Source organism: Cupriavidus pauculus (assembly GCF_008693385.1).
GTDB classification, from domain to species: domain Bacteria; phylum Pseudomonadota; class Gammaproteobacteria; order Burkholderiales; family Burkholderiaceae; genus Cupriavidus; species Cupriavidus pauculus_D.
Window position 1 is genome coordinate 3568857 of the sequence record NZ_CP044065.1, and the last position, 23741, is coordinate 3592597.

The 23741-nt window shown below is 61.2% G+C and carries 22 protein-coding genes, 1 tRNA gene and 3 pseudogenes; 20 read left to right on the forward strand and 6 right to left on the reverse strand.

The window, feature by feature from the left end:
• The 7 genes from hisI (at position 1) to FOB72_RS16450 (ending at position 4882) form a co-directional block, all read left to right on the forward strand.
• Positions 1-405 carry a phosphoribosyl-AMP cyclohydrolase gene (gene hisI, locus FOB72_RS16420; RefSeq protein WP_109585138.1) on the forward strand — a complete coding sequence of 135 codons (405 nt, stop codon included), beginning with the start codon at positions 1-3 and terminating at the stop codon, positions 403-405.
• A complete protein-coding gene (locus FOB72_RS16425) occupies positions 402-788 on the forward strand; it encodes a phosphoribosyl-ATP diphosphatase (protein ID WP_150373554.1) in 387 nt (128 codons plus the stop codon). The genes hisI and FOB72_RS16425 overlap by 4 nt, the downstream gene beginning before the upstream one ends.
• 65 nt (positions 789-853) lie before the next feature.
• The gene (locus FOB72_RS16430; RefSeq protein ID WP_150373555.1) at positions 854-1258 is read left to right on the forward strand and encodes a DUF4870 family protein; all 405 of its coding nucleotides are present in this window, start codon (positions 854-856) and stop codon (positions 1256-1258) included.
• A 350-nt stretch (positions 1259-1608) separates the two neighbouring features.
• The gene (gene tatA / locus FOB72_RS16435) at positions 1609-1839 is read left to right on the forward strand and encodes a Sec-independent protein translocase subunit TatA (protein ID WP_109585141.1); all 231 of its coding nucleotides are present in this window, start codon (positions 1609-1611) and stop codon (positions 1837-1839) included.
• Between the two features lie 99 nt (positions 1840-1938).
• Positions 1939-2484: a Sec-independent protein translocase protein TatB gene (gene tatB / locus FOB72_RS16440; RefSeq protein WP_150373556.1), complete on the forward strand. Its 546-nt coding sequence runs from the start codon at positions 1939-1941 to the stop codon at positions 2482-2484.
• A gap of 59 nt (positions 2485-2543) precedes the next feature.
• Positions 2544-3338: a twin-arginine translocase subunit TatC gene (gene tatC / locus FOB72_RS16445; protein WP_150373557.1), complete on the forward strand. Its 795-nt coding sequence runs from the start codon at positions 2544-2546 to the stop codon at positions 3336-3338.
• Positions 3339-3751: 413 nt separating this feature from the next.
• A complete protein-coding gene (locus FOB72_RS16450; RefSeq protein ID WP_223851367.1) occupies positions 3752-4882 on the forward strand; it encodes a porin in 1131 nt (376 codons plus the stop codon).
• Positions 4883-5492: 610 nt separating this feature from the next.
• Here the strand turns inward: FOB72_RS16450 and FOB72_RS16460 are convergent.
• Complete coding sequence (locus FOB72_RS16460) at positions 5493-6689, reverse strand: Do family serine endopeptidase (protein ID WP_150373560.1); 1197 nt, start codon at positions 6687-6689, stop codon at positions 5493-5495.
• A gap of 19 nt (positions 6690-6708) precedes the next feature.
• Here FOB72_RS16460 and FOB72_RS16465 point away from each other — a divergent pair, with 19 nt between their 5' ends.
• Entirely contained in the window at positions 6709-7455 is a 747-nt protein-coding gene (locus tag FOB72_RS16465) for a Nif3-like dinuclear metal center hexameric protein (protein ID WP_150373561.1), read from the forward strand.
• Here the strand turns inward: FOB72_RS16465 and mscL are convergent, their stop codons facing one another.
• Positions 7456-7887, reverse strand: a complete 432-nt coding sequence (gene mscL / locus FOB72_RS16470) for a large conductance mechanosensitive channel protein MscL (RefSeq protein WP_150373562.1) — start codon at positions 7885-7887, stop codon at positions 7456-7458.
• 238 nt (positions 7888-8125) lie between these two features.
• Here mscL and petA point away from each other — a divergent pair, with 238 nt between their 5' ends.
• The 11 genes and pseudogenes from petA to FOB72_RS16525 form a co-directional block, all read left to right on the forward strand.
• Positions 8126-8743: a ubiquinol-cytochrome c reductase iron-sulfur subunit gene (gene petA / locus FOB72_RS16475; RefSeq protein WP_150373563.1), complete on the forward strand. Its 618-nt coding sequence runs from the start codon at positions 8126-8128 to the stop codon at positions 8741-8743.
• Between the two features lie 2 nt (positions 8744-8745).
• Positions 8746-10149 (forward strand): cytochrome b, encoded by a 1404-nt coding sequence (locus FOB72_RS16480; protein ID WP_150373564.1) that lies wholly within the window; start codon positions 8746-8748, stop codon positions 10147-10149.
• A gap of 39 nt (positions 10150-10188) precedes the next feature.
• The gene (locus FOB72_RS16485; RefSeq protein ID WP_150373565.1) at positions 10189-10932 is read left to right on the forward strand and encodes a cytochrome c1; all 744 of its coding nucleotides are present in this window, start codon (positions 10189-10191) and stop codon (positions 10930-10932) included.
• Positions 10933-11205: 273 nt separating this feature from the next.
• Positions 11206-11817, forward strand: a complete 612-nt coding sequence (locus FOB72_RS16490) for a glutathione S-transferase N-terminal domain-containing protein (RefSeq protein ID WP_008643086.1) — start codon at positions 11206-11208, stop codon at positions 11815-11817.
• 51 nt (positions 11818-11868) lie between these two features.
• Entirely contained in the window at positions 11869-12381 is a 513-nt protein-coding gene (locus FOB72_RS16495; RefSeq protein WP_150373566.1) for a ClpXP protease specificity-enhancing factor, read from the forward strand.
• Between the two features lie 48 nt (positions 12382-12429).
• Positions 12430-12505 (forward strand) — tRNA-Thr (locus FOB72_RS16500).
• A 137-nt stretch (positions 12506-12642) separates the two neighbouring features.
• Positions 12643-13299 (forward strand): hypothetical protein, encoded by a 657-nt coding sequence (locus FOB72_RS16505; protein ID WP_150373567.1) that lies wholly within the window; start codon positions 12643-12645, stop codon positions 13297-13299.
• 106 nt (positions 13300-13405) lie between these two features.
• Positions 13406-13816: a hypothetical protein gene (locus tag FOB72_RS16510; protein WP_150373568.1), complete on the forward strand. Its 411-nt coding sequence runs from the start codon at positions 13406-13408 to the stop codon at positions 13814-13816.
• 171 nt (positions 13817-13987) lie between these two features.
• Positions 13988-15118 (forward strand): XRE family transcriptional regulator, encoded by a 1131-nt coding sequence (locus FOB72_RS16515; RefSeq protein ID WP_150373569.1) that lies wholly within the window; start codon positions 13988-13990, stop codon positions 15116-15118.
• A 109-nt stretch (positions 15119-15227) separates the two neighbouring features.
• Positions 15228-15386: pseudogene (locus tag FOB72_RS16520) on the forward strand (ATP-binding protein); the annotation flags it as partial.
• 83 nt (positions 15387-15469) lie between these two features.
• A pseudogene (locus FOB72_RS16525) lies at positions 15470-15956 on the forward strand (IS3 family transposase); the annotation flags it as partial.
• A gap of 154 nt (positions 15957-16110) precedes the next feature.
• On the opposite strand, the gene FOB72_RS16530 reads toward FOB72_RS16525, so the two are convergent.
• The 4 genes from FOB72_RS16530 to FOB72_RS16545 all read right to left on the reverse strand — a co-directional run bounded on the left by FOB72_RS16530 (position 16111) and on the right by FOB72_RS16545 (position 23301).
• Positions 16111-17172, reverse strand: coding sequence for a PD-(D/E)XK motif protein (locus FOB72_RS16530; protein WP_150373570.1), 1062 nt, complete (start codon positions 17170-17172; stop codon positions 16111-16113).
• The gene (locus FOB72_RS16535) at positions 17169-19814 is read right to left on the reverse strand and encodes a Z1 domain-containing protein (protein ID WP_223851368.1); all 2646 of its coding nucleotides are present in this window, start codon (positions 19812-19814) and stop codon (positions 17169-17171) included. Before FOB72_RS16535 ends, FOB72_RS16530 begins: the two co-directional genes overlap by 4 nt.
• 170 nt (positions 19815-19984) lie before the next feature.
• Positions 19985-21919, reverse strand: coding sequence for a DUF262 domain-containing protein (locus tag FOB72_RS16540; protein WP_150373572.1), 1935 nt, complete (start codon positions 21917-21919; stop codon positions 19985-19987).
• A complete protein-coding gene (locus tag FOB72_RS16545) occupies positions 21916-23301 on the reverse strand; it encodes a DNA cytosine methyltransferase (RefSeq protein ID WP_150373573.1) in 1386 nt (461 codons plus the stop codon). The genes FOB72_RS16540 and FOB72_RS16545 overlap by 4 nt, the downstream gene beginning before the upstream one ends.
• Before the next feature lie 104 nt (positions 23302-23405).
• Here FOB72_RS16545 and FOB72_RS32575 point away from each other — a divergent pair.
• Positions 23406-23738: pseudogene (locus FOB72_RS32575) on the forward strand (integrase core domain-containing protein); the annotation flags it as partial.
• Between the last annotated feature and the right edge of the window lie 3 nt (positions 23739-23741).

Sequence of the window (23741 nt, forward strand, 5' to 3'; positions counted from 1 at the left end):
ATGGCAAAGAAGTGGCTGAATAAAGTGAAGTGGGACGACAACGGGCTGGTGCCCGTCATCGTCCAGGAAGTCGGCTCGAACGACGTGCTGATGTTCGCATTCATGAATCGCGACGCGCTGCAGCGGACCGTCGAGCTCGGCGAGGCCGTGTTCTGGTCGCGCTCGCGCAAGCGTCTGTGGCACAAGGGCGAGGAGTCCGGTCACGTGCAGAAGGTGCACGAGATTCGCCTGGACTGCGACGAGGACGTGGTGCTGCTGAAGGTCACGCAGGTGGACAGCATCGCCTGCCACACGGGCCGTCACTCGTGCTTCTTCCAGAAGTTCGAGGGCGATGTCGAGAGCGGGGACTGGCAGACCGTCGAGCCCGTGCTCAAGGATCCGTCCACCATCTACGCCAAGCCATGAGCGCCCCGCAACCCGATGCAGCGGGCCCGAACGCGGCGGACGTGCTTGCGCGCGTCGCCGCCACGCTGGAGTCCCGCAAGCCCGAGAACGGCGGCGACCCCGACAAGTCGTACGCCGCCAAGCTGTTCCACAAGGGCGACGACGCCATCCTGAAGAAGATTGGCGAGGAAGCGACCGAGACGGTCATGGCCGCCAAGGACGCGCGCGCGGCGGGCCTGACGGCCGAGGCCACGGGCAAGGTCGTCTACGAGGTGGCCGACCTGTGGTTCCACAGCATGGTCCTGCTCGCGAAGTTCGGCCTGACCCCGGCCGACGTGATCCACGAGCTGGCGCGCCGCGAGGGCATGTCCGGGCTCGAGGAGAAGGCCAGTCGCAAGGAGTGACGCCGGAGGAGTAAGGTAGAGGCTGTGAGGCCTTACCAGGCTACCAGGCAAGGAGGAGTGCGACGATGGCTAACGACTTTACCGGGCAGGTGACGACGACTCCCGATGGCGCGGAGCTGGACAGCCTGCGCAAGCTGACCCACATCCTGTACGCGCTGTACGCGATCTTCTGGATCACCGGTGGCGTGACGGCGCTGATCGCGATCGTCATCAACTACGTCAAGCGCGACGATACCCACGGCACGCTCTACGCCTCGCACTTCGCGTGGCAGATCCGGACGTTCTGGTGGTATCTGGGGTGGATGGCCCTCAGCGGGGTCTTTGCAATCACCGTTTTGCTGTTCCCGCTGGCGATTGCCATGTGGAGCGTATTGTCGTTGTGGATGCTTTACCGTATCGTCAAGGGTTGGTTGTATCTGAACGATAACAAGCCCATGTACCGGGGCCCCGCCGAGTACGCCGGCCGGTAGGGTTCGGTTTGGTTAACAAACCGTAATCCATCGGTCAGCGACAGGTCAGCGGCCGATTGGTAAATTGGCAATTGTGAAACGGATGCCCCGCGCGGCGGCAGCGTGACAGAACACACTGGTGTAATGTTCCATCAAGCCGCAACGAAACCTTCACGGAATCTCGGGATAATTGCGTTTTTTGCATGATCCCGAGGCGAAGGCAGGGCAAATCTGTGCAAATAAGGGGGCCGGGAAGTCGTTTCCCGGTCTGATGTCACGCCGGGAACCGTCGTCCGGCGCGATCTTCGAAGGACGGTAATTTCGGGGCGGAACGGCGCAATCGCCGTTCGAGGCTTCATCAGGAGCAAGAAATGGGTTCGTTTAGCATTTGGCACTGGCTGATCGTGCTGGTGATCGTCATGCTCGTGTTCGGTACCAAGAAGCTGCGCAATATCGGCCAGGATCTGGGCGGCGCGGTGAAGGGTTTCAAGGACGGCATGAAGGATGGCGAGAAGGAAGCGCAAGCCGACGCCCCGGCCAAGGAACTGCGCGACGCCACCACGATCGACGTCGAGGCCAAGGAAAAGTCGCGCCAGCAGTAAGCGGCCGGCAGCTTCCTTGCAATTCGCCTTGTCTTCCGCCTCCCCGGCGGCCACGCCCAGCGTGGCCCGCTTTTCTTGTGTCCCAGGTTCGACGCCCGCATGATCGATCTCGGCATTTCCAAGCTGGCACTGATCGGCGCCGTGGCGCTGATCGTGATCGGTCCCGAGCGCCTGCCCAAGGTGGCCCGCACCGTGGGCGCACTGGTCGGCCGTGCGCAGCGCTATATCAATGACGTCAAGGCGGAAGTCAGCCGCGAGGTCGAACTCGACGAACTGCGCAAGATGCGCACGGAGTTCGAGAGCGCGGCGCGCGACGTCGAGCAGACGATCCACAAGGAAGTGAACGACCTCAACCAGGAGGTCAAGGATCAGGCGCAGGCCGTCAGCGACGCGCTGAACGGCACCGCCACGGATGGCGCGGACAGCGGCAGCCCGTTCGGCAGCAGCGAGGGTCTCGGCTTCGTCCCGTCGTGGGACGCTGCCCACAAGTCGCACAATGGCCGCAAGAGCTGGCGCGTGAAGCAGGGCGCGCGGCCCATCTGGTTCAAGCGGCAGCAGAACACGCGCGTGTGGGTGCAGTCCGGCGCCGCGCGCGTCAAGCGACATCGCCCCGCCCGCGGCGCGGCGCGGTCCTTCTTCGAATAGGCATGCAGCTCGCCCACCGACCACAAGCATCCAGCCCGCGCGGCTGAGCGGTTTACGCCATGAGCGACACGCATTCCCCAGATCCCCAGAATCCTCAGGACGAAGCGCAGGAAACCTTCATCTCCCACCTGATCGAGCTGCGCGAGCGGCTCGTGAAGGCGGTGGCCGGGGTGCTCCTCGTATTCGTCAGCCTGGTCTATTGGGCGCCCCTGATCTTCAACCTGTTCGCGCGGCCGCTGATGGAATCGCTGCCGAAGGGCGGCAAGATGATCGTCACGGACGTCACGGGCTCGTTCTTCGTGCCGATGAAGGTCACGCTGCTGGTGGCGTTCCTGATCGCGCTGCCGTGGGTGCTGTACCAGATCTGGCAATTCGTCGCGCCCGGCCTGTACCAGCATGAGAAGAAGCTGATCATGCCGCTGGTCTCGAGCAGCTACCTGCTGTTCCTGTGCGGCGTGGCGTTTGCCTATTTCCTCGTCTTTCCGACGGTGTTCCACTTCATGGCGCACTACAACGCGCCGCTCGGGGCGGAGATGTCCACGGACATCGACAAGTACCTGAGTTTCGCGATGACGACGTTCCTGGCGTTCGGCATCACGTTCGAGGTGCCCGTCGTGGTGGTCGTGCTCGTGCGCTTTGGCGTGGTGGAGCTGGCCAAGCTCAAGCAGATTCGTCCTTATGTGATCGTGGGCGCGTTCATCATCGCCGCAGTGGTCACGCCGCCGGATGTGCTGTCGCAGCTGCTGCTGGCTGTGCCGCTTATCGCACTTTACGAGCTCGGGCTGATCCTCGCGCGCTTCATCACGCCCCCCGCAGTCGCCGAACCGGCGGCCAGCGAGACCCCGGCCGAGTGATATCGGTCCGCCGGACGCCTCGGTGTCCGGCGCGCGCGGTCTGCGCTGTATACCGTCCCTCCCGCCTTCTTCCGCACCGCCCCCGCGCAGCCACGGATTCGTCCGATACCTGCAGCTAAGTCATTGATTGGATGCGCTTCATGCGCTGCATCATTGCGCAGGTCACATGGCGGAAGATGCGGCGCGGAAGGCGCGGGGACGTGGAAATTTCCTGCAGACGCAAGGCCGGTGTGCACATCCGGGCTGTTGTTTCATGACAACAAAACGCGTCGGCATTCCGTGTTTACGGCGAAAAAGTCTTCTGGCGAGCGGGACCCCTGTCACATAATACGACGCAGACGTGAAGGTTAATGCGTCGCCCAAGCACTTGGGCAACCAAGATTTCCCAATCAGTTGACAAGGAAAGTGTCGATATGAAGATGAAACTGTTTGCAGCTGCCGTTGCCGCTCTGGCCGCCGGCGGTGCGTATGCCCAGTCGAGCGTGACCCTGTACGGCGTGGTTGACGCCGGTATCGAATACCAAAACCACCAGCCCAACGTTGCTGGCAGCCACGACGTGGTTCGCCTGACCTCGGGCAACATGTCCGGCAGCCGTTGGGGCCTGCGTGGCGTGGAAGACCTCGGCGGTGGCCTGAAGGGCGTCTTCGTGCTGGAAAGCGGTTTCAGCGTTGACACCGGTACGTCGGGCCAAGGCGGCCGTCTGTTCGGTCGTCAAGCGTTCGTCGGTGTGCAGAGCCAGTACGGCACCCTGACCCTGGGCCGTCACCAAACGCCGTTCTATGACTTCGGTCTGGCCTTCGACCCGATGGCCATTTCGACGAACTACTCGATCACCTCGCAAGGTACCGAGTTCCAGTCGCGTGCTGACAACTCCGTCAAGTACATCGGCACGTTCGGTGGCCTGACCACCCAGTTGCTGTACTCGACCGGTAGCAACACCGGCGCGACCGCTGGCACGATCTACCAAGGTAACGCCGGCGAACTGGCTGGTAACTACCACACCGGCCGTGAGTACAGCGCAAGCGTGGTGTACAACGCTGGCCCGTTCTCGCTGGGCGCGATCTATGACGAAACCAACGTTGGTATCGTCGGTACGCCTGACGCCAAGATCCGCCGCGCTTCGGCTGCTGGTACGTACTCCTTCGGCCCGGCCAAGGTGTTCGCTGGCTACCGTTACGCCAAGGCTTCGGACGGCGCACGTCTGCCGGGCGGCACGCTGGCTAACGGCGTAGTTGCTGCTGACCGCTCGAACCTGTACTGGGCTGGCCTGGGTTACCAGCTGACCCCGGCTCTGTCGCTGACGGGCGCGGCTTACTACCAAGACTTCCGCAACACCGGTGCTGATCCGTGGAGCTTCGTTGTGTCGACGGACTACGCTTTCTCGAAGCGTACCGACGCCTACCTGAACCTGGCATACGCCAAGAACAAGGATGGCTCGACGCTGGGTCTGTCGGGTTCGGGCGCAGCAGGTTCGGGCTTCGGCGCGACCAGCGGCTCGGCCAACCAGTTCGGCGCTGTGGTTGGTGTTCGCCACAAGTTCTAATTTGACGCAGGCGTAAGCCTGCATCGAATTGGGCTGAATCAAAACCCCGGCATCCGTGAGGATGTCGGGGTTTTGTTTTGTGGGATGCCAATGGGGAGGGTGGTGCGCAGGCTCGCACGACTGCCGAGCGGTCCCCGGTCCCTACTCCCGGCTCCCAGCTCCCGGCTCCCGGCTCCCGGCTCCCGGCTCCCAGCTCCCAGCTCCCGGCTCCCGGCTCCCGGCTCCCGGCTCCCGGCTCCCGGCTCCCGGCTCCCGGCTCCCGGCTCCCGGCTCCCGGCCCCGGGCCCCCGGTCCCCGGTCCCCGGTCCCGGTCCCGGTCCCCGGCTTCTCGGACCGCGGGTCATAGGTCCGGGTCACAGGATCGGGTCACGGGTCACGGGTCCGGGTCCGGGTCGTGGGCGTGGGCGTGGGCGTGGGGCGTGGGGCGTGGGTCGTGGGCGTGGAGCGGGAAGCGCGAAGCGGGAAGCGGGAAGCGGGAAGCGGGAAGCGGGAAGCGGGAAGCGGGAAGCGGGAAGCGGGAACCGCGTCGAGCCATCTCTCCGGCAACCACAGCCAAAAAAAAGCCAGGACACAGCGTCCTGGCTTTTCACATCCGCTACCGAAACACACCTCAATCCGGCTCATCCAGCGGCAGCGCACGCCGCGGCGGTGGCGGCCGCTTGCCGATCGTCACCGCCACATCCACCGGCTTGCTGCGCCGAATCACCTTCATCTTGATCTCCGCCCCCGGCTTCAACTGGGCAATGGAGTTCAGCAACGCCGTCGTATCGGTAATCGACTGGTTATCGACCGACACGAGCACATCGCCAGGTCTGACCCCGGCCTTGTCAGCCGGCCCGCCCTGAACCACCGCCGCAATCAGCGCCCCTTCCTTCGCATCGAGGCCGAACGACTCGGCAATCTCGGGTGTCATGTCCTGCGGCTCGACCCCGATCCATCCACGCGTCACGCTGCCGGTGGAGATGATCGACTCCATCACCTGCTTGGCCGTGGAGACCGGAATCGCAAAGCCAATCCCCAGCGAACCGCCCGAGCGCGAATAGATCGCGGTGTTGATGCCGAGCAGATTGCCCTGGGCATCCACCAGCGCGCCACCCGAGTTGCCCGGGTTGATCGCCGCATCGGTCTGGATGAAGTTCTCGAACGTATTGATACCGAGGTGGCTGCGGCCTAACGCGGAGACGATACCCATCGTCACGGTCTGCCCGACGCCGAACGGGTTGCCGATGGCCAGCACCACATCGCCGACCTTGACGTTCTCCAGCCGGCCGAGCGTAATGGCGGGCAGGTCCTTGAGCGTGACCTTGAGCACGGCCAGATCGGTCTCGGGATCCGAACCGACGACCTTCGCGTTGGCCTTGCGGCCATCGGTCAGCGCGATCTCGATCTCGTCCGCGCCATCCACGACGTGGTGGTTGGTTAGAATGTAGCCCTCCGCGCTGACGATCACGCCGGAACCCAGGCTCGAGACCGGCTCCTGCCGCTGTTCGGGCGGACGATCGCCGAAGAAGAAGCGGAACCACGGATCTTCCGCCTGCGGATTGCGGGAACGCTTGGAGCCGTTCTTGCTCGTGAAAATATTGACGACGGCCGGCATGGCCAGTCTTGCCGCATCGCTGTAAGACCCTTCGGCAGCGCTGCCGGCGACATTGGGCACGACTTCCTTCAGTGCCACGATCGGCGAGCCGGATTGCACGGCGACGCGCCCCCGCTGCAGCCACTCAGGTTTCAGTGTGGCGACGACGAACCACACGGCCAGCACGACGGTGACAGCCTGCGCGAAGAACAGCCAGAAGCGGCGCAACATATCGGAGATTGGACGAGGAATGGAAACAAAAGAGTTTGAATTGTACTTGAACGATCTGCTGGAAGTTCCCCGTTTCAAGGACTATTGCCCGAATGGACTGCAAGTGCAGGGTCGGCCCGAGATCACCCATATCGTCACGGGCGTGACGGCCAGCCTGGCGCTGCTCGATGCGGCGATCGAGGCAGGGGCGGATGCGATCCTCGTCCATCATGGCTACTTCTGGAAGAACGAAGATGCGCGCGTGATCGGGCAGAAGCATGCGCGGCTCAAGCGCCTGCTGACCGCGGATGTGAACTTGTTCGCCTATCACCTGCCGCTGGACAACCATCCCGAGCTCGGCAACAACGCGCAGCTCGCCGCGCAACTCGGCATTTCGCCGACGGGCCGGTTCTCCGACGATCAGCTCGGATGGACGGGCACGCTGCCGTGGCCGATGACGCTGCGCGAGTTTGCCGCGCACGTGGCGGGCGTGCTCCAACGCGAGCCGCTCGCACTCGGCGATCCGGAGAAGGTCGTGCGCAATGTGGGCTGGTGCACGGGCGGTGCACAGGGTTACTTCGATGCGGCAGTGGCCGCGGGCGTAGACGTGTACGTGAGCGGCGAGGTATCGGAGCAAACCACGCACCTGGCGCGGGAGAGCGGCGTGGCGTACCTCGCGGCGGGGCATCATGCCACCGAACGCTACGGTATTCGCGCGCTCGGCGAACATCTGGCGCAGCGGTTCGCGCTGCGCCATACCTTCATCGATATTCCGAACCCGGTCTGATTACGGACGCGCCTTCAGGCTGTCGCGAATCTCGCGCAGCAGCACGATATCTTCGGGCGGGGCGGCCGGTGCCGGCGCTTCTTCATGCTTGGCGCGCATCTTGTTGAAGGCGCGAACCATCATGAAGATGATAAAAGCCAGAATGATGAAGTTGACCGCAATGGTCAGGAAATTACCGTACGCGAAAACCGGGACACCCGCTTTTTTCAAAGCATCGAGGGTGTAAGGCGTATTGGGTGGCGGATCGGCGAGCACGATGAACATGTTCGAGAAGTCCAGCTTGCCGACCACTCTGCCGACAAGCGGCATGATCAGATCGTTGACCACCGAGTCCACGATCTTGCCGAAAGCCGCGCCAATGATGACACCGACGGCAAGATCGATCACGTTGCCGCGCATCGCGAAGGTTCTGAACTCTTGCATCATGCCCATGCGTTTTCTCCTTCTTTGTAGCTGCTGAGAGCTGGTGAGTTGGCGTTCCGAAGAGACCTCCGAAGTCTTCAAGACTGCCGGAGGACCTTCGCGGATGCAAGTACCGATCCACCTATCGCACGGCCATGACCGATAATCGACCAATAACCTATAGGTAGTTCGCCTATCGCCGTCAGATGTGCCTCGGGTATAATTTTTGGTTGACGCAAGATCAAATTGACATCCCCTGGGGTTTGGAATGAGTGACCAGCAGAACGTGAATAACGTGGACAAAGGTCGCCGCAATTGGTTGATCGCAACTTCGGTTGCGGGCGGCGTAGGAGGCGTGGCTGTAGCAGTTCCTTTCGTCAGTACCTTTGCACCCTCGGAGAAAGCCAAGGCCGCCGGCGCACCGGTGGAAGCTGACATTGGCGGACTCAAGCCTGGCGAGATGATGACCGTGGAATGGCGAGGCAAGCCGGTCTGGATTCTTCGCCGTACCCCGGAGATGCTGGCATCGCTCAAGAAGACCGATGCGGAAGTCGCCGATCCCAATTCCGACGTGCCCTTCACCATGAAGACGCCGGAATACTGCAAGAACGAAACGCGTTCCCGCGAAGACCACAAGGATCTGCTGGTCGTCGTCGGTATCTGCTCTCACCTCGGGTGCTCGCCTTCCGGCCCGTTCGCGGCCGGGTCCAATCCCCAGCTGGGCGCCGACCCGGGCTTCCTGTGCCCGTGCCACGGTTCCACCTTCGACCTCGCCGGCCGCGTGTTCAAGAACAAGCCGGCGCCGCAGAATCTTGACGTACCCCCGTACCAGTTCCTCACCGACACCAGGATCGTGATCGGCAAGGACGAGAAAGGAGAAGCGTGACCATGGCGGCCGAAAAAGAAGTCAAGACAACTGGCCTGCTGGGCTGGATCGACGCCCGCTTCCCCGCCACGCAACTCTGGGAAGATCATCTCTCCAAGTACTACGCCCCGAAGAACTTCAACTTCTGGTATTTCTTCGGTTCGCTCGCGCTGCTGGTGCTGGTCATCCAGATCGTCACCGGCATCTTCCTCGTGATGAACTACAAGCCGGACGGCACGCTGAACGCCGCGGGCATTCCGGTGGCGTTTGCCAGCGTGGAATTCATCATGCGCGAGGTCCCCTCGGGCTGGCTCATCCGCTATATGCACTCGACGGGCGCGTCCGCGTTCTTCGTCGTCGTGTACCTGCATATGTTCCGCGGGCTGCTGTACGGTTCGTACCGCAAGCCGCGCGAGCTGGTCTGGATCTTCGGCTGCCTGATCTTCCTGTGCCTGATGGCGGAAGCCTTCATGGGCTATCTGCTGCCGTGGGGCCAGATGTCGTACTGGGGCGCGCAGGTGATCGTGAACCTGTTCTCGGCGATTCCCGTGATCGGCCAGGACCTGTCGCTGTTTATCCGCGGTGACTACGTGGTGAGCGATGCCACGCTGAACCGGTTCTTCTCGTTCCACGTGATTGCGGTGCCGCTGGTGCTGCTGGGCCTGGTGGTGGCGCACATCATCGCGCTGCACGAAGTGGGCTCGAACAACCCGGACGGCGTGGAGATCAAGGCGAAGAAGGACGAGAACGGTGTGCCGCTCGATGGCATTCCGTTCCATCCGTACTACTCGGTGCACGACCTGATGGGCGTGGCCGGGTTCCTGATGATCTTCTCGGCGGTGATCTTCTTCTTCCCCGAGGTCGGTGGCTACTTCCTGGAAGCGAACAACTTCTTCCCGGCGGATCCGCTCAAGACGCCGCCGCACATCGCACCGGTGTGGTACTTCACGCCGTTCTACTCGATGCTGCGTGCGACGACATCGAACTTCCTGCCGATTCTGTGGCTGTTCTTCGCGGTGGTGCTGGGCATGGTGATCCTGCGCAGCAAGGACACGCGCGTGAAGATCGGCTCGGTACTGATCCTCGTGATTCTGGCGCTGGGTTTCTGGAAGATCGACGCGAAGTTCTGGGGCGTGCTGGTGATGGGCGGCTCGGTGATCGTGCTGTTCTTCATGCCGTGGCTCGACTGCTCGCCGGTCAAGTCGATCCGCTATCGTCCTTCGTTCCACAAGTCGATCCTGATCGTCTTCGTGGTGGTGTTCCTGGTCCTCGGCTACCTCGGCGTGCAACCGCCGTCGCCGGTCGGTGAGAAGGTGTCGCAGCTCGGTACGCTGCTGTACTTCGCCTTCTTCCTGACCATGCCGCTGTGGAGCCGCGCCGGTACGTTCAAGCCGGTGCCGGATCGTGTCACGTTCCACGCCCACTGAGCGTCGCGCGACATCCCGACAAGAGGACAAGGACACAAGATGAAAAAGCTGCTTTCGATTCTCGCACTGGTCGGCGCCTGTTTTGCGACCGCGCCCGCCATGGCGTCCGAGGGGGGGTATCCCCTCGAGCCGGCACCGCTCGACACCAGCGACATTTCGTCGCTGCAGCGTGGGGCCAAGCTGTTCGTCAATTACTGCCTGAACTGCCATAGCGCATCGATGATGCGCTACAACCGGCTGCGCGATCTGGGTCTTTCCGACGAGCAGATTCAGCAGAATCTGTTGTTTTCCGCGGACAAGGTGGGCGAGCTGATGACGATCTCGATGCCGCCGAAGGATGCCAAGGCGTTCTTTGGCGTGCAGCCGCCGGATCTGTCGGTGATCTCGCGCGCCCGCGGCAACGACTGGCTCTATACGTACCTGCGCACGTTCTACCGTGACGACTCGCGCGCCACGGGCTGGAACAACCTGGTGTTCCCGAACGTCGGCATGCCGCACGTCCTGTATGAACTGCAGGGCCAGCGCGGCGCGAAGTTCGCCGAGGTGGAGGAGCATGGCGAGAAGGTGCACAAGTTCGCCGGCTTCGAGCAACTGACGCCGGGCAAGCTGAACACGCAGGCCTACGATCAGGCCGTGGCCGACCTGGTCAATTACCTGAACTGGATGTCCGAGCCGGCGCAGAACCACCGCAAGCGCCTGGGCGTCTGGGTGCTGCTGTTCCTGGGCGTGCTGACCGTCTTCGCATGGCGCCTGAACGCGGCGTACTGGAAAGATATCAAGTAATTTGTAACAAAAAAGCCCGATGATGACGGGGGCCGGCGTCGGAGTTGCCAGGGGCAGCAACGCGTCGGCCCTTGTGCTGTGCGGCTTGCGGGGCGATTGGTGCCCCCGGCGGCACGTCGGCTATTTGTAACTTATTTGCTTTTCAATGGGCCGTTCTGACAGAATGTTTGCCCTGTCTGAACTAGCGCTGCCCGGTTCGCCGATTCGAAGCAAAAGCGTCTCTGCCGAGGCGCTTTTTTCGGTCGTCCGAACCCCCACCCAAGGAATCCAACCATGATGGTGTTGTATTCGGGAACGACTTGCCCGTTTTCCCAACGTTGCCGCCTTGTCCTGTTCGAGAAGGGCATGGATTTTGAAATCCGCGACGTGGATCTGTTCAACAAGCCCGAAGACATCTCGGTGATGAACCCGTACGGTCAGGTCCCCATCCTGGTCGAACGCGATCTCATCCTGTACGAATCGAACATCATCAACGAGTACATCGACGAGCGCTTCCCGCACCCGCAGCTGATGCCGGCCGACCCGGTCCAGCGCGCGCGCGCCCGCCTGTTCCTCTTCAACTTCGAGAAGGAACTGTTCACGCATGTGTACGTGCTCGAGAACGAGAAGGGCAAGGCTGCCGAGAAGAACCACGAGCGCGCCCGCGCCGCGATCCGCGACCGCCTGACGCAACTCGCGCCGATCTTCGTCAAGAACAAGTACATGCTCGGCGAAGAGTTCTCGATGCTGGACGTGGCCATCGCGCCGCTGCTCTGGCGCCTGGACCACTACGGCATCGAACTGTCGAAGAACGCCGCGCCGCTGCTGAAGTACGCGGAACGCATCTTCAGCCGCCCGGCCTATATCGAAGCACTGACCCCGTCCGAGAAGGTGATGCGTCGTTAAGACGCGGAGCCCGCGGAAACGCACAAAGGATGGACGCCACCAAGCGAATCAATGTCTGAAACTTCCACCAAGCCCTACCTGATCCGCGCCATCTACGAATGGTGCACCGATAACGGCTTTACGCCGTATATCGCGGTCTTTGTCGACGCCAACACCAGCGTGCCGCGCGAGTTCGTGAAGAACAACGAGATCGTGCTGAACGTGAGCTTCGACGCGACCAGCGGCCTGGATATGGGCAACGAGTGGATTACGTTCAGCGCACGCTTCGGTGGCGTATCGCGCAAGATCGATGTGCCGGTGGAAAACGTACTGGCCATCTACGCGCGCGAGAACGGCCAGGGCATGGCGTTCCCGGTAGAGCGCAGCGTCCCCGAGACGCAGGCGCTGACGGAACGCGAAACCAATCCGCCGCCGAAGCTGGCATCGGTGGAGTCGACCACTGACGAGGCGGCTCCGGTTTCGGCTTCCGAGAACCCTGCATCGTCGGATTCTGAAGACGACCCGACACCGCCGCCGGTGCCCCGCATCGGTGGAAAGAAGCCGTCGCTGAAGGTAGTCAAATAAGGCTTCATCGTTGAGACCGCATGCGATAGAATCGCGGTCTCCACACATGCCGGCTTAGCTCATCAGGTAGAGCAGTTGATTTGTAATCATCAGGTGGCGGGTTCGAGTCCTGCAGCCGGCACCAAGGTTTGAGAAGCGGCCTCCCAACTGGGAGGCCGTTTTGTTTGGTACTGCCGAACGAGCGTGGCCAGGGGCGCTTTCAAGAAATGCCGATAGCGGCTACTGGCCCTCAGCGATATGTTCGTCGCCTGAAGCAACCACGTGAAGGTTGCAGTCATGGGGTCGAACAGAATGCAATCGCCACCTGCACCTCCACCTCCACCCACTGAACTGCGTGATTACCTGCAGGCCCAGGGTTGGTCGTTGCTGGATGAAGCTTTGGCAGACGGCTTATACATCGTCGAGAACGCCAACTTCCCGAGGCGTCAGCTCGCTTTCCCGATGGACGCCGCGGCCGCGGATTATGAGGAGTCGGTCGATACCGTCATCGCCAAGCTCGCCGAGATGACGGGGCAGGCGCCGGCGTCGTTGATGTTCAAGGTGCGCGCGCTGAAGGATGACGTCCTGCGCCTGAGAGTGCTCTGTAATGGAAACGACAGCACATTGCCGTTGAGCTTCGCATCGACGCTGATCTCCAACACCGAGAAGCTGCTCAGAGCTGCCGCATGCACGGTGCTGCAACCGCGCACGCACCATGGTCGCCTCGATCTCCGCGAAGCCGCTCAGTTTGTAGACGCTGCTCGCTTCGGTCAAATGGAAGAGGGAAGCTTTGTACTGAAGGTCGCGTGTCCGATTCGTGCGATGCAGGTTCAGAGCGGTCTCGAGCCAGGTAACAGCGACGAGCCCTTCGTACGACAGGTAACACCTGACGCTGCATCGAGCGCTGTCGCAGCTGATTTCCGCGATCGAACGAGATGAACTGGAGCGCTTGGTCGACGACCTGAAACAATCGCCTAGGCCTCTCGTGTCATCGAACCTTTGTGAAGCCCTATCGGCGATGTACGAGGAGAGGGCAGACAACTCCTTGGATATCGCCGTCGATTGGTCAGTGCTTCGAGCCGTCACCGACAGCGCCGCAATTCGTACCATTCGCATTCAGCGCGACCACTTCTCTCGCATCGAAGCGGTGCGACGGGAGTTGAGGCCTGTAGAGCTCCATGGAGAGGACACGTTCATCGGCACTGTCGAGCGCCTCGAGGGAGAGAGGGGGCCAGACGGCCGCAGGGCCGGCGACGTAGTCCTATCGCTGTTCTTGCCCGATGCGGGAGAGACGGTGCGGGCAACGGTGACGCTTTCCGCGGATGAGTACGAGCAGGCCGATCGCGCGCATATGCGTAAGGGTGCTTACGTCCGCGTAATGGGACGAATCGGACCTGGCCACCAACCTCGGCAATTGACCCACGTGCTGCGGTTCGAGTTGCTAGGTGAGAAATAGAAAACCCGACCGCGCTTGCGCAGAGGGTCGGGCCGTATTGGTCGGTAGTGTATGTCGCAACGTCGGCGTGCAATGGTCTATTGCGGTGACGCTTGACTCCGATCAAGTGCACCTAGCCTTAGCCTCTTGGGCAACGCGCCTTACCGATCCGGTAATCCTGGATAGCCAACCATGCCTGAGATCAACCCTTCTCGAATTACCTTTGCCCGAGTCAGGAGATGTCTCACAACGGAGCAACTGGCCAAGGCGCTGGGCATCACGAGCCGTAGCATCCAAGACTACGAATCAGGAAGCGCCACTCCCGATTCGGCGACCGTGGTCGAAATGGCGCTACTGCTGAACTTCCCTAAACAGTTCTTCTACCTTGAAGAAGCAATGCCCGTCATCGGAGAGCATGCAGTCAGCTTTCGCTCGCTCTCCAAGACGAACGAGGTGATGAGGAATTGCGCGCTCAGCCTAGGCGCCATTGCGTTCACCCTCAACGATTGGATCGAGGAGCGATTCAACCTGCCCCAAGCTGACTTGCCTGATCTCAGCGATCTCCCGCCAGAAGAGGCCGCGGCCACTTTGCGCAGAATGTGGGGCCTCGGCAACGCGCCCATCTCCAACACGATTCACCTGCTTGAGTCCAAGGGCATTCGTGTTTTCTCGCTAGCGGAAGAAGTCCGCGAGGTGGACACGTTCTGCACCTGGCATGACGGCAAGCCGTTCGTGTTTCTCAACACGATGAAGTCGGCGGAGCGTAGCCGGTTTGACGCGGCCCATGAGCTCGGTCATTTCGTGCGCGATGTCTACAGCATGCGGCACGGTGAGGCGCGCGGGATTGAGATGGAGCGTGAGGCGAACGCCTTCGCCGCAGCTTTCCTGATGCCGAGGGAAAGCGTGGTTGCCAACAAGCCTCCAGCGTTCACGATCAAGTATTTGCTCAAGCTTAAGCACCATTGGGGCGTGTCCCTCTCAGCGATTGTCAATCGCTTCAACGCATTGAGATTGGTCAAAGAGTGGGCGTATCGCAATCTATGTATCGAGATTGCTAGGAGTGGCTTTCGCACTGATGAACCGGAGCCGATGGAGCAGGAAGCCTCGCAGCTGCTGCGAAAGATTCTGAGTGTGCTGCAGGCGCAGAGGGTAGGGCGATCGGAGATTGCCAGATGTCTATGCGTTAGAGCTGATGAGATTAATTCATTGACCTTTGAGTTGGCACGATCGCCGGTTGCTTCGGAAGGCGCATCAGTGAGCGTTGGCTCCAAACGGCTAGCTGACCTGAGATGGCTTAGGCCAGAGCACGACGTAAGCCTGTAGGGTTGAGTCAGCTGCGCGAGGTATGTGATCTTTGTGTCAACCGCCACCGGGCTCTGTGGGGGTGCGGCAAGATTTCCTGGACTATTTGGCGGTAGTCCAAGTACCCAAACAGTGGGCGGATGTGTTCGCCGACCATCAGACCTTGACCGCCGCCATGCTGGATCGCCTGCTGCATCACGCGCACATCGTTCAGATCATGGGCGAGAGCTCCCCTCTTAAGGACAGACGTGAGGCAGGTCAGACCAGCAGGAGAGCCGCGCTGACGTAACAAATGAGGCCAAGCGAGAGTCCGGCCAGTGGCCCAAGTGGGTCAGTTTCATTTCGGCGAACAGAGCCACCGCTCCGAATTAGAAGTGGCTCACCGACATGACAAAGTTTCAGATCGTGGCCGGCAAGGTGTATCTGTCCTCGTGACCGACTGCTTTGATGGCCTAGTCGTCAGTTAGTTGATCGGCACGCAGCCCGACGCCGGACAGGTGAACACGATGCTGGATGCCGCGATTGGGGCCATGAACGATGGCAGTGCTAGGCCCATCATCCACTCCGACCGAGGCGCACGTTACCGCTGGCCGGGATGGCTCTCACGGGTACGAGATGCCAAGTTGATTCGATCGATGTCACGCAAAGGATGTTCACCGGATAAAGCGGCCCGCGAAGGCTTCTTTGGGCGTTTGAAGACGGAGTTGTTCTATCCGCGTGACTGGCGGACCACGACCATTGAGCGGTTCATTGAGATCCTAGACTCCTACGTGCGCTGGTACAACGAGAAGCGGATTAGATCTCACTTGGCTCACGCAGTCCTGTCGAATACCGAAGAAGTCTAGGATTGTCAGCATAAATCGAGTCCAAGCACTCTGCCGCACCCCCATTCATGCAACATTCGATTGGCGTTGACACCGAGTCCTGTCGACTGATTGCACCACGCTCTGAACGGGCTTTGGGATACACGACCGGGCACTGGGATACCTTTCAGCGCGTTGTGCAGAGCGTCCCTAACTGTATAGGCCCAGAATCGCCTCCGCGACGCGTCCGGCACCTGCGACGGGGTTGCCCAAGCGGATCGTTGCGGGAAGTTCCACGCGGAAGGTGACCGACTGGGCATCCACATGCTGGTGGGTGATGACGTCATCGCGCCGCAGGACCTCGACGGCCGGGTCTGCCATGTCATACCCACGGACGAAGGTCACGGTAAACGGAGCGGTAAACGGTGCCTCGTTGACCATCGTGGCATGCTCGTATCCGATGCCCGACTCTGAGCCGTACGAGGACACCCGCGTGAGGAACTCATCGACCAAGCCGCTAGCCCCGGTGGCGGTGAGTCGCTCAACAATACTCTCCACCAAGGAAGGGATCGACAAAGCAGGCGCATTGGGATCCGCCTGGCGCAGACCGATGCTTACGAGGAGCAGGCGCGCTTCCCCGGGGGCGTCATCACTGGTAGGAGTGGGCTCGATTTGGTGGATGCCATGGATGGCGTGACTTGAGGTGGCGCGAGTAGTGGTCTTTATCTCTACGCCTGTGCCCTCCCATGTGAAGTCCCTTGCAGAGCGGCGCCAGCCATCCCAAGCCTGGACGACTGGTCCGACCTGGGGATCGGCCGCGCGGCGGCACAGAGCTTCGAGAAGGAGCAGTTCCCCAACGAGTCCGAGGATGGCGCTCTCGGAGATCTCCAGGCGCTTAATGGCGAGTTCGATCAGCGGCTCGGTGACGGCAAAGGCGCGCTCCAAATCGGCGTCAGCTTTCTCGCGCAGCAATTCAGCGGCGATGAATGCACCGACCTGGTCGAAATGCCCCAGCGCGGGCAAGCAAATGCGGTTTGCGCTCAGCGGAGGCAGGGTGTCACGGTGCCAGGAGTGGTAGTGCATCGCAGACTTCACTGTGCCGGTCCGGGGCCTCAACTCGCCGCCTGCAAGGAACAGTTCCAAGTGACCGCGACTATTCCGAGCGATCCCAACCACCATCGCATCGGTCAACCAGGTAATGGCTCGGTCATCTCCGGTGGTGCCCGCCGGAACGACGTTGATCTGGTTTAGAACTGCTTCGTAGCTGATCATGGGAGTCCCCTCGTAACGATGGTCACCCCAGCACGGGTGGCTGAGAACTGCTCCGGACCTCCCGCAGGGAGGCAGACTCCAACTGCGACCGTGGGGTGCTGGTCGTCCGGATGTTGATTGACGTAGAAGAGGATTTGACCGTCGGAGCCGCTGGGTCGCCATCCCGTGTTGTTGCTCGACGGCACGTCAGCGTAACGGTGGTAGTAGTCGAAGTAGACGTCGCCGCGATACTGGCTCGGGCCGGCGTTGGGGTCGCTCGCACCCCAAGTCGTCTTGAGTTCGCCTCCGATCACTCTCTTTGTGGTGGCGCGTATTTTAAATGGGAGCAGTGCCAGCGGACCCTTGGACACGGTGACACCATCTCCGTAACGAATGCCGATCCAGAACCGCGGTCGCTCAGCGTTCTTGCGCCTTAGGTCGGCGTAGGACCATAGATCCCCGGGGTGGCCGGTGACAAAAAGGCCCGTGATCGGGCGAGTGAGACTGGCCGACCAGAGTCGAAGGTAGGCGGCGATGGCATAGGGGCAGGCACGCCGAGTCTGGTCTCCCCTACCCCTCACTGGCGGGCGATAGAAAGGTGAATCCGGCAGCGGGGCAACTGCGTTTGCTCGGGCTTCGATACCGTTCCAGAAGTCCGCGTGGAACCCCTCGCTCCCGGGCCGATAGTCGGCGAAAGTGAGGCGATCCAAGAGTCCGGCGGCCTCGGTAAGTTCGAGTGGAACGTCTAGGATTCGGCCCCGCAGCACATTGGCGACAGTGAGGTCGCTGGATGGCCGGATGAAGAGTCCAGCCACGACGTCTGCATTTGGATCCGCCAGCCGGCTGTCATTAATGACTGTAACGAAGGGGCGAGCCCCTGGTGATAGGGGATGGTTGCCCACGCCCGCGATCTTGCCGGTGGCCTCGAAATTGAGCCCCTGCAGAACGGTGGGTTCGGGCGCGCCGCTCACCATGCGCTCGGTGATGGCAGTGCGAACCGCTTCGTCGACATCGTGATACGCACGGAAGAGGGAGAGTTGGTCGGTGGAGGCGAAGATGCGGCACAACTCAATATATGACCCGCGGTAGCCGAACCAGCGCTGCATCTGCATCTGGGTGTCGGCCAGCGGGTTGGCCGATGAACGCTGGAACAATGCCGTGGTCATCCCTTCCAGCGTCAGTCCCCGGGCCATGACATTCCCTGAGACGAAGATCGTGCAGAGGTCGCGGGCGGCGTTCCATTTGCCGGTGTCTGGGTCCTGTCTCGGTGCGTAGGCAGGGCGATCGTCAGCGTTGGGGTCGCTGTTGACCACGGCGATCCTAGTTCCAGGGATCACTTCCCTAATTAGTAGGGTTTCGACGGTATGCCAGTCCGGGAAAACCGTCAGTGGCAGGACGTCGAACTCGTCCTCGATTGCTCTGGCGGAGGCTCGATACTTTTCGAGCCATTGCGCCCATGGGGCGGGGTCCGCCTGCAGTTGGTCCACCAACGCGTGGGGAAGCCTGGCATCTCCCGCGTCGAGCATATCTCGAGCCGTCGCTCGATCCTGAATTCCCGCCCAGAGCAGGACGTCCTCAGCACCCCGGAAGTGGTCCTGGATTGCGGCAGAAGGGTGATACAGCATCGAGTGCGGCGAAGCCGCGCTGTCAAGGGCTTCCTCCTTGGTGTCGAACTGCTGTGTGATCGCGGACGCTGGGCCCAGCCTGCCAGAGCGGTGCAGGCGAATAGCGCCCGCCACCAAGAAGGCTCGGACGGCGTCGGCGAGGTCCTGCTGGACGGAGTTGGTGGTGGGCACGCAGAGTTTGGCTGCCTCCGCGCGGCGGTAGAAGACCTCACCGCCGGTGTAGTAGGAACGGATCCCTGCCGCCTCGGGGTAGGTCGATGAGCGAGGGGCGTTGAGATTGCCAGGGTCGGTTGTGTCTACTGGCTGGCCGATGTCGAGCGGCGTGCGAAGAGAGATCACGAAGTCTCGCGGCGCCAGGGGGTTGTGGTCCTCCTGAAGGAGATTGGCCTGAGGTGTCGCCGTGTAGGCGATGTAGGTCGAGAACAGATTTTCAGGCGAACCCTGGGGCGGATCCCAGAGGTTGGCGATCGCACGCGGGATCTGCTTCAATCTGCCGTAAATGGGGTCCTGCGAGGACTCAACGATGGCATCGAGAATCGAGCCATCGTCGGCCTCGTCGTCAAGCACGAGCATGTGGACGGTGCGATCAAGCTCCTTGACTGCGCTAAAGACATTGGCGCGGAGGCTTGCTGCCAAGGCATGCAGATGGTCAGTCTGCTTCATCGCCACGATGATCAGTGGCCTGCCCTGACTCAACCGTTGTCGAACCTGAGCCGGCGGCAGCCGGTAGGTGGCTGACAGTGGGTGCGTCTGCTCTGACAGTACGATGCCAGGCGGTGGGCACAGCAGGCGGCGCTTAATCTTCTGTGCGTTCTCCTCTCCCGAGTCCAACTGCTGCACCAGCCTCTCATAGGTCTGGCGCCACAAGGAGAGACGGGTCCCGGCGAGTACGACGATGATGTCGAGGCCCTTGTCGATGGCCAAGGCTGAGACACCCAGCATGGAAGCGGTCTTGCCGGACTGGACCGAACCCATGACGAGTCCCGTGCGCGATCGGCGGGATGACCACTCTTCGGTTTTCGCGGTGTCGGCTGCCAAGATTCCGCGCTGGAGAATGTAGCGGGAGTCTGCTTCAACTGAGTGACGCGCTGTGTCGGTCAAGCCGGTGAGCTGAGCCTTGTAGCGGGCCCACCACGAGTCCGCCTCCTGGGGAGCGGGTGGATTGAAGTAGACGTGCTCGACGAGGGGGGAGCTTCCTGGCACCGCTCTCAACCCTTCGGTTTGATGAGCATCCGTTGCAACGACGCGTACCCGCAGGACCCGAACTGCTGACGTACGGCCTCAGCCGCTTGATCAGGGTCGATGTGCAATAGTTCGAGTAGACTTTTGCTGATCCTGGCTATGTAGTCCCACTGGGTTTTGGTCTGCGTTTTGTTGGGGCGTTCCCAGTCCTTGGATTCTGCGCTCGCCGTTCGGATAGCATCGCCATTAGCCTCGATGCGGTCCTCGATGTCGTCTGGCGAGGCCGCTAAGGCCATTGTAATGCCCACGAGGGAACCTACGAGTTGGAGTTCCTGCCACTTGGCACCCTTACCGCCATCCTTGAATTGATCGGACCACAACTCATCGTGCGATGAGTGGAGCTCGACAGCTTTTAGCAGCAGCGAGAACAGCTTCGTCAACGTCGAGGAATGGGCTAGCGGGTGTGACTTGCTCTTCTGAATCGCGATCAGCAACTGGTCGATGTTGCGACTAGTCGATGCCAGGTCTTTGCCAGCGGTGTCATGCACCAGGACCGAGATGACCCAAGCGAGAACCTTGGTGCGCTTGTAGCGTGTGTCCCCAAAACCGTAGTTCTTCAACGCCTCACCGAGGCGGCCAAGATCGGGGACACCGGCCAGCGATTCAGCAATTTTGGCGGCATCAGTGTTCGGGTCGGCGTCGCCGGCGGCGGCAAGAGTCGCGCGGGTGAGTTCTACCTCGTGGTAGACCGCGTTACGGATCTCTTCCGCGTTCAGGTGCACGCCCTGCTTGTTGTAGAGGCGAAAGACCTCATGAATCTGGGCTTGGCTCGCCTGTGTGTACTCGATGACGGGAATGGTGTATTCCACGACGTCCTCGAACAAAGCATCGACGGTGAGTTGCTGACCAGCGACGTTGATTTCCCGGGTTTTGATCTGCGTGTAATACTTGCCACGGAGAGGCTCAAGGTTGGAACCAACAAGTCCGCCGTCTCCAGTCGTGCGCAGCTTGAACGGGAAGTAGTAGTCGTTCTCCTGTGCGGAATTGAGTGCGTAACCCTCCAACGCTTTCCACGCACGGCGGAAGGCCGGGTAGTCGTCGTTGAACAGATCTGTCAAGTTCCTGCGACCGCTATCGTCGAGGCGTCCTTGTTCGTTGAACTTTTTTCCACTGTGCCGGGCGGTGACCTCAGCAACCTTCTGCTTGGCAACGGGGTGCTTTCCCACGAACCGGAGGATGGCCGTGAGCCGCTGCTTGCCGTCGACGACCTCATGCGGGGTCGAAGATCCGGTTCTCAACAGTATGATGGACGGCAGGGGGACGCCCCGGAGGATGGACTCCATCAGGGACTGCCGGTCGCCATTGCCCCAAACATCACCTCGTTGGTACGACGGCGTTAGGTTAGGCGCCTTCTTGGTGAGTTGGAAGATCGGCCAAACTGCGGCCTTTGCCGTGACTGGTTCCGGGCTCACCGCTTCCTCGCTCGCGTCGATCTCGGCCCACGCGTCAGCCCAGGACTGGGTGGCCGTCGCACGGCTAGTGCCCTTCGCCTCAAGTTCTTCAAGAAAATTAACCTGGAGCCGAGCGGCGGCTTCCACACGCTCGTTCAGACGTTCAAGCGCGCGAAGGCTCAGCGGCGGGTAGGCGTTTCCGGAAGCAAGGAGGTCGGTGGGTTCAAGTTTGAGTTCAGCGATGAGCGCCTGAAGGAAGGGTTCACCGCCTGTGAGTGGGAGGTCTTCGCTGAGGCTCAGCCAGCCTTGGATCTCCGCCAGTTTGTTCATCCATGCGTCTGAGGCAAAGTCGACGTCATCGCTGCTGAACATTGAAGATACTGGGGGAACGCCGTCGGGCGTGTCTGAAGCCTCCGAGAGAGTCGCCAACCCATCGGCGAGGCTCTCCAGCAACAGGACCCGCGGGTCCTCCTCGTCGAAGTCGTCTTCGTGTTCGATGTGGTCAGTCACGCAGCAGTTCTCAACGGTTCGAGGTCAGAGGTGATGCTCAAGGTGGGCCGGATGAGCCCGCACAACAATCGTTCGGCGATCGCTTTGACGACGCGGGCATTCACTGCGTTACCCAAAGCTTTATACGCGTCGAGGTCGGACGCGGGCAACTGGATGCCGCCGAGGCACTGAAGTTCAGCGCACTCGGCTGGGGTCATGTAACGACGTTCGCCGGTCAGGTTCGCACCGAGGATGGGCACTTGGGTCTGCGTGAAGGCGATGAGACTTGGGGAGGTCGTGGGCCGCTTCACCCGCAGTCCAGACGCACGCACCTGTAGCACGAAGTTGTCGATGTCACGGTCTTCACCTTGCGCGTTCCATTCCATCTTCTGGAAGCTAGAGTGGAAGCCTTGTGGGTTCCATTGTGCGATCCAGGGATCGATCCAGGAGCGGTTGGCTTGGTAGAACTCGCGGTTCTGCCTGATAAAAGTCCGCTTCCACTGTGGGAAACTCAAGTCGCCTGGGCGGTTGGCGTGGCTCGGTATCCTCGTAAATTGTTCGTCGAGCGAGCACTCGAGGGATTGGCCGAAGCTGCCCTTGAAGCCCATCTGACGAAGACCCCACACAGGTCTGCGAACCCAAACCGCTGCCGGAGTCTCGTCCTCGTAGGGATATGTTGCCCCAAACTCCATTGCCCAGATCGGGAAGGAAGGCAGCTTCAGCGCAGCCGGCGAGCGGCGCAGGAAGTCGCCCCACATGTCGATGGCTCGCAGCGTCTGGTCCGGGATGGCGCGCCTGGAATGCCCTTCGTGGCGGAGTACCCAGTGGATTTCCGTGGGATTCTTGTGCTTCGTGGGCCACTCGAAATGATCGAGACCCTCGAGTGAACCTACGAAGTAGGCGCGGTCTCGCACCTGTGGAATGCCGAACTCGTGGGGCGAGAAGTGCTCTACGTCGACGGAGTAGCCAAGCTTCTCCAACATGCGGATGATCCTGGTCTTGGTGCGACCGCCGTCGTGCTTGAGGATGTTGGGCACGTTCTCCAAGATGAAGTGTCGTGGCCGCTTGACGCGCAGGATGTCGTGCACCTTGAAGAAGAGATTGCCCTGACTGGTGTCCTTGAAGCCCAGTTGGTCTCCTGCTTTCGAGAACGGCTGACACGGAAAACCCGCAGTAAGGACGTGGTGATCGGGTACGTTACAGGCGATGATCTCGTCGCTGCTGAGATCGTTAAGGTCGCCCCAAGCGTCTATGCCGAAGTTGACCTTGTAAAGGGCCTTCAGCGTGGGCTCCCACTCTGCCGCGAACACGCCGCGTCCCTCCAACTCATCAAGGGCGACGTGGAAACCGCCCAGCCCGGCGAAGAGGTCGACGAAACGGAAGGCCTCGCTGCTAGTTCCCATCACTTCGGTCCCGTCCTTCCCCGTCTGATCGGGCGAGATTTCTCATGGTTTGTTCAATGCGCGCATTATGTCACGTCTTGCTGTACGCGGAAACGGGGCAGGTCAGGGCACCGGACCAGATCATCGATTGGCGGGTAAGGCCAGCCGCGATACGTTGCGACAACGGTCCGGAGTATCTGAGCGAGGCGATCACGTAATGGGCGATGGCGCAGGGAATCGCGTTGAACTACATCCAGCCGGGGAAGCCCTAACAGAATGCCTACGTGGAGCGATTTAACCGGACTGTGCGATATGAATGGCTGTCCCAGTACTACTGGGATGACCTGGCACACGTGCGGGACTTCGGGAAGCACTGGATGTGGCAATACAATCATGAGCGCCCGAACATGGACTTTGGTGGCATGACGCCAAAACAGCGGCTCCTGGCCGCAGCATAGTCT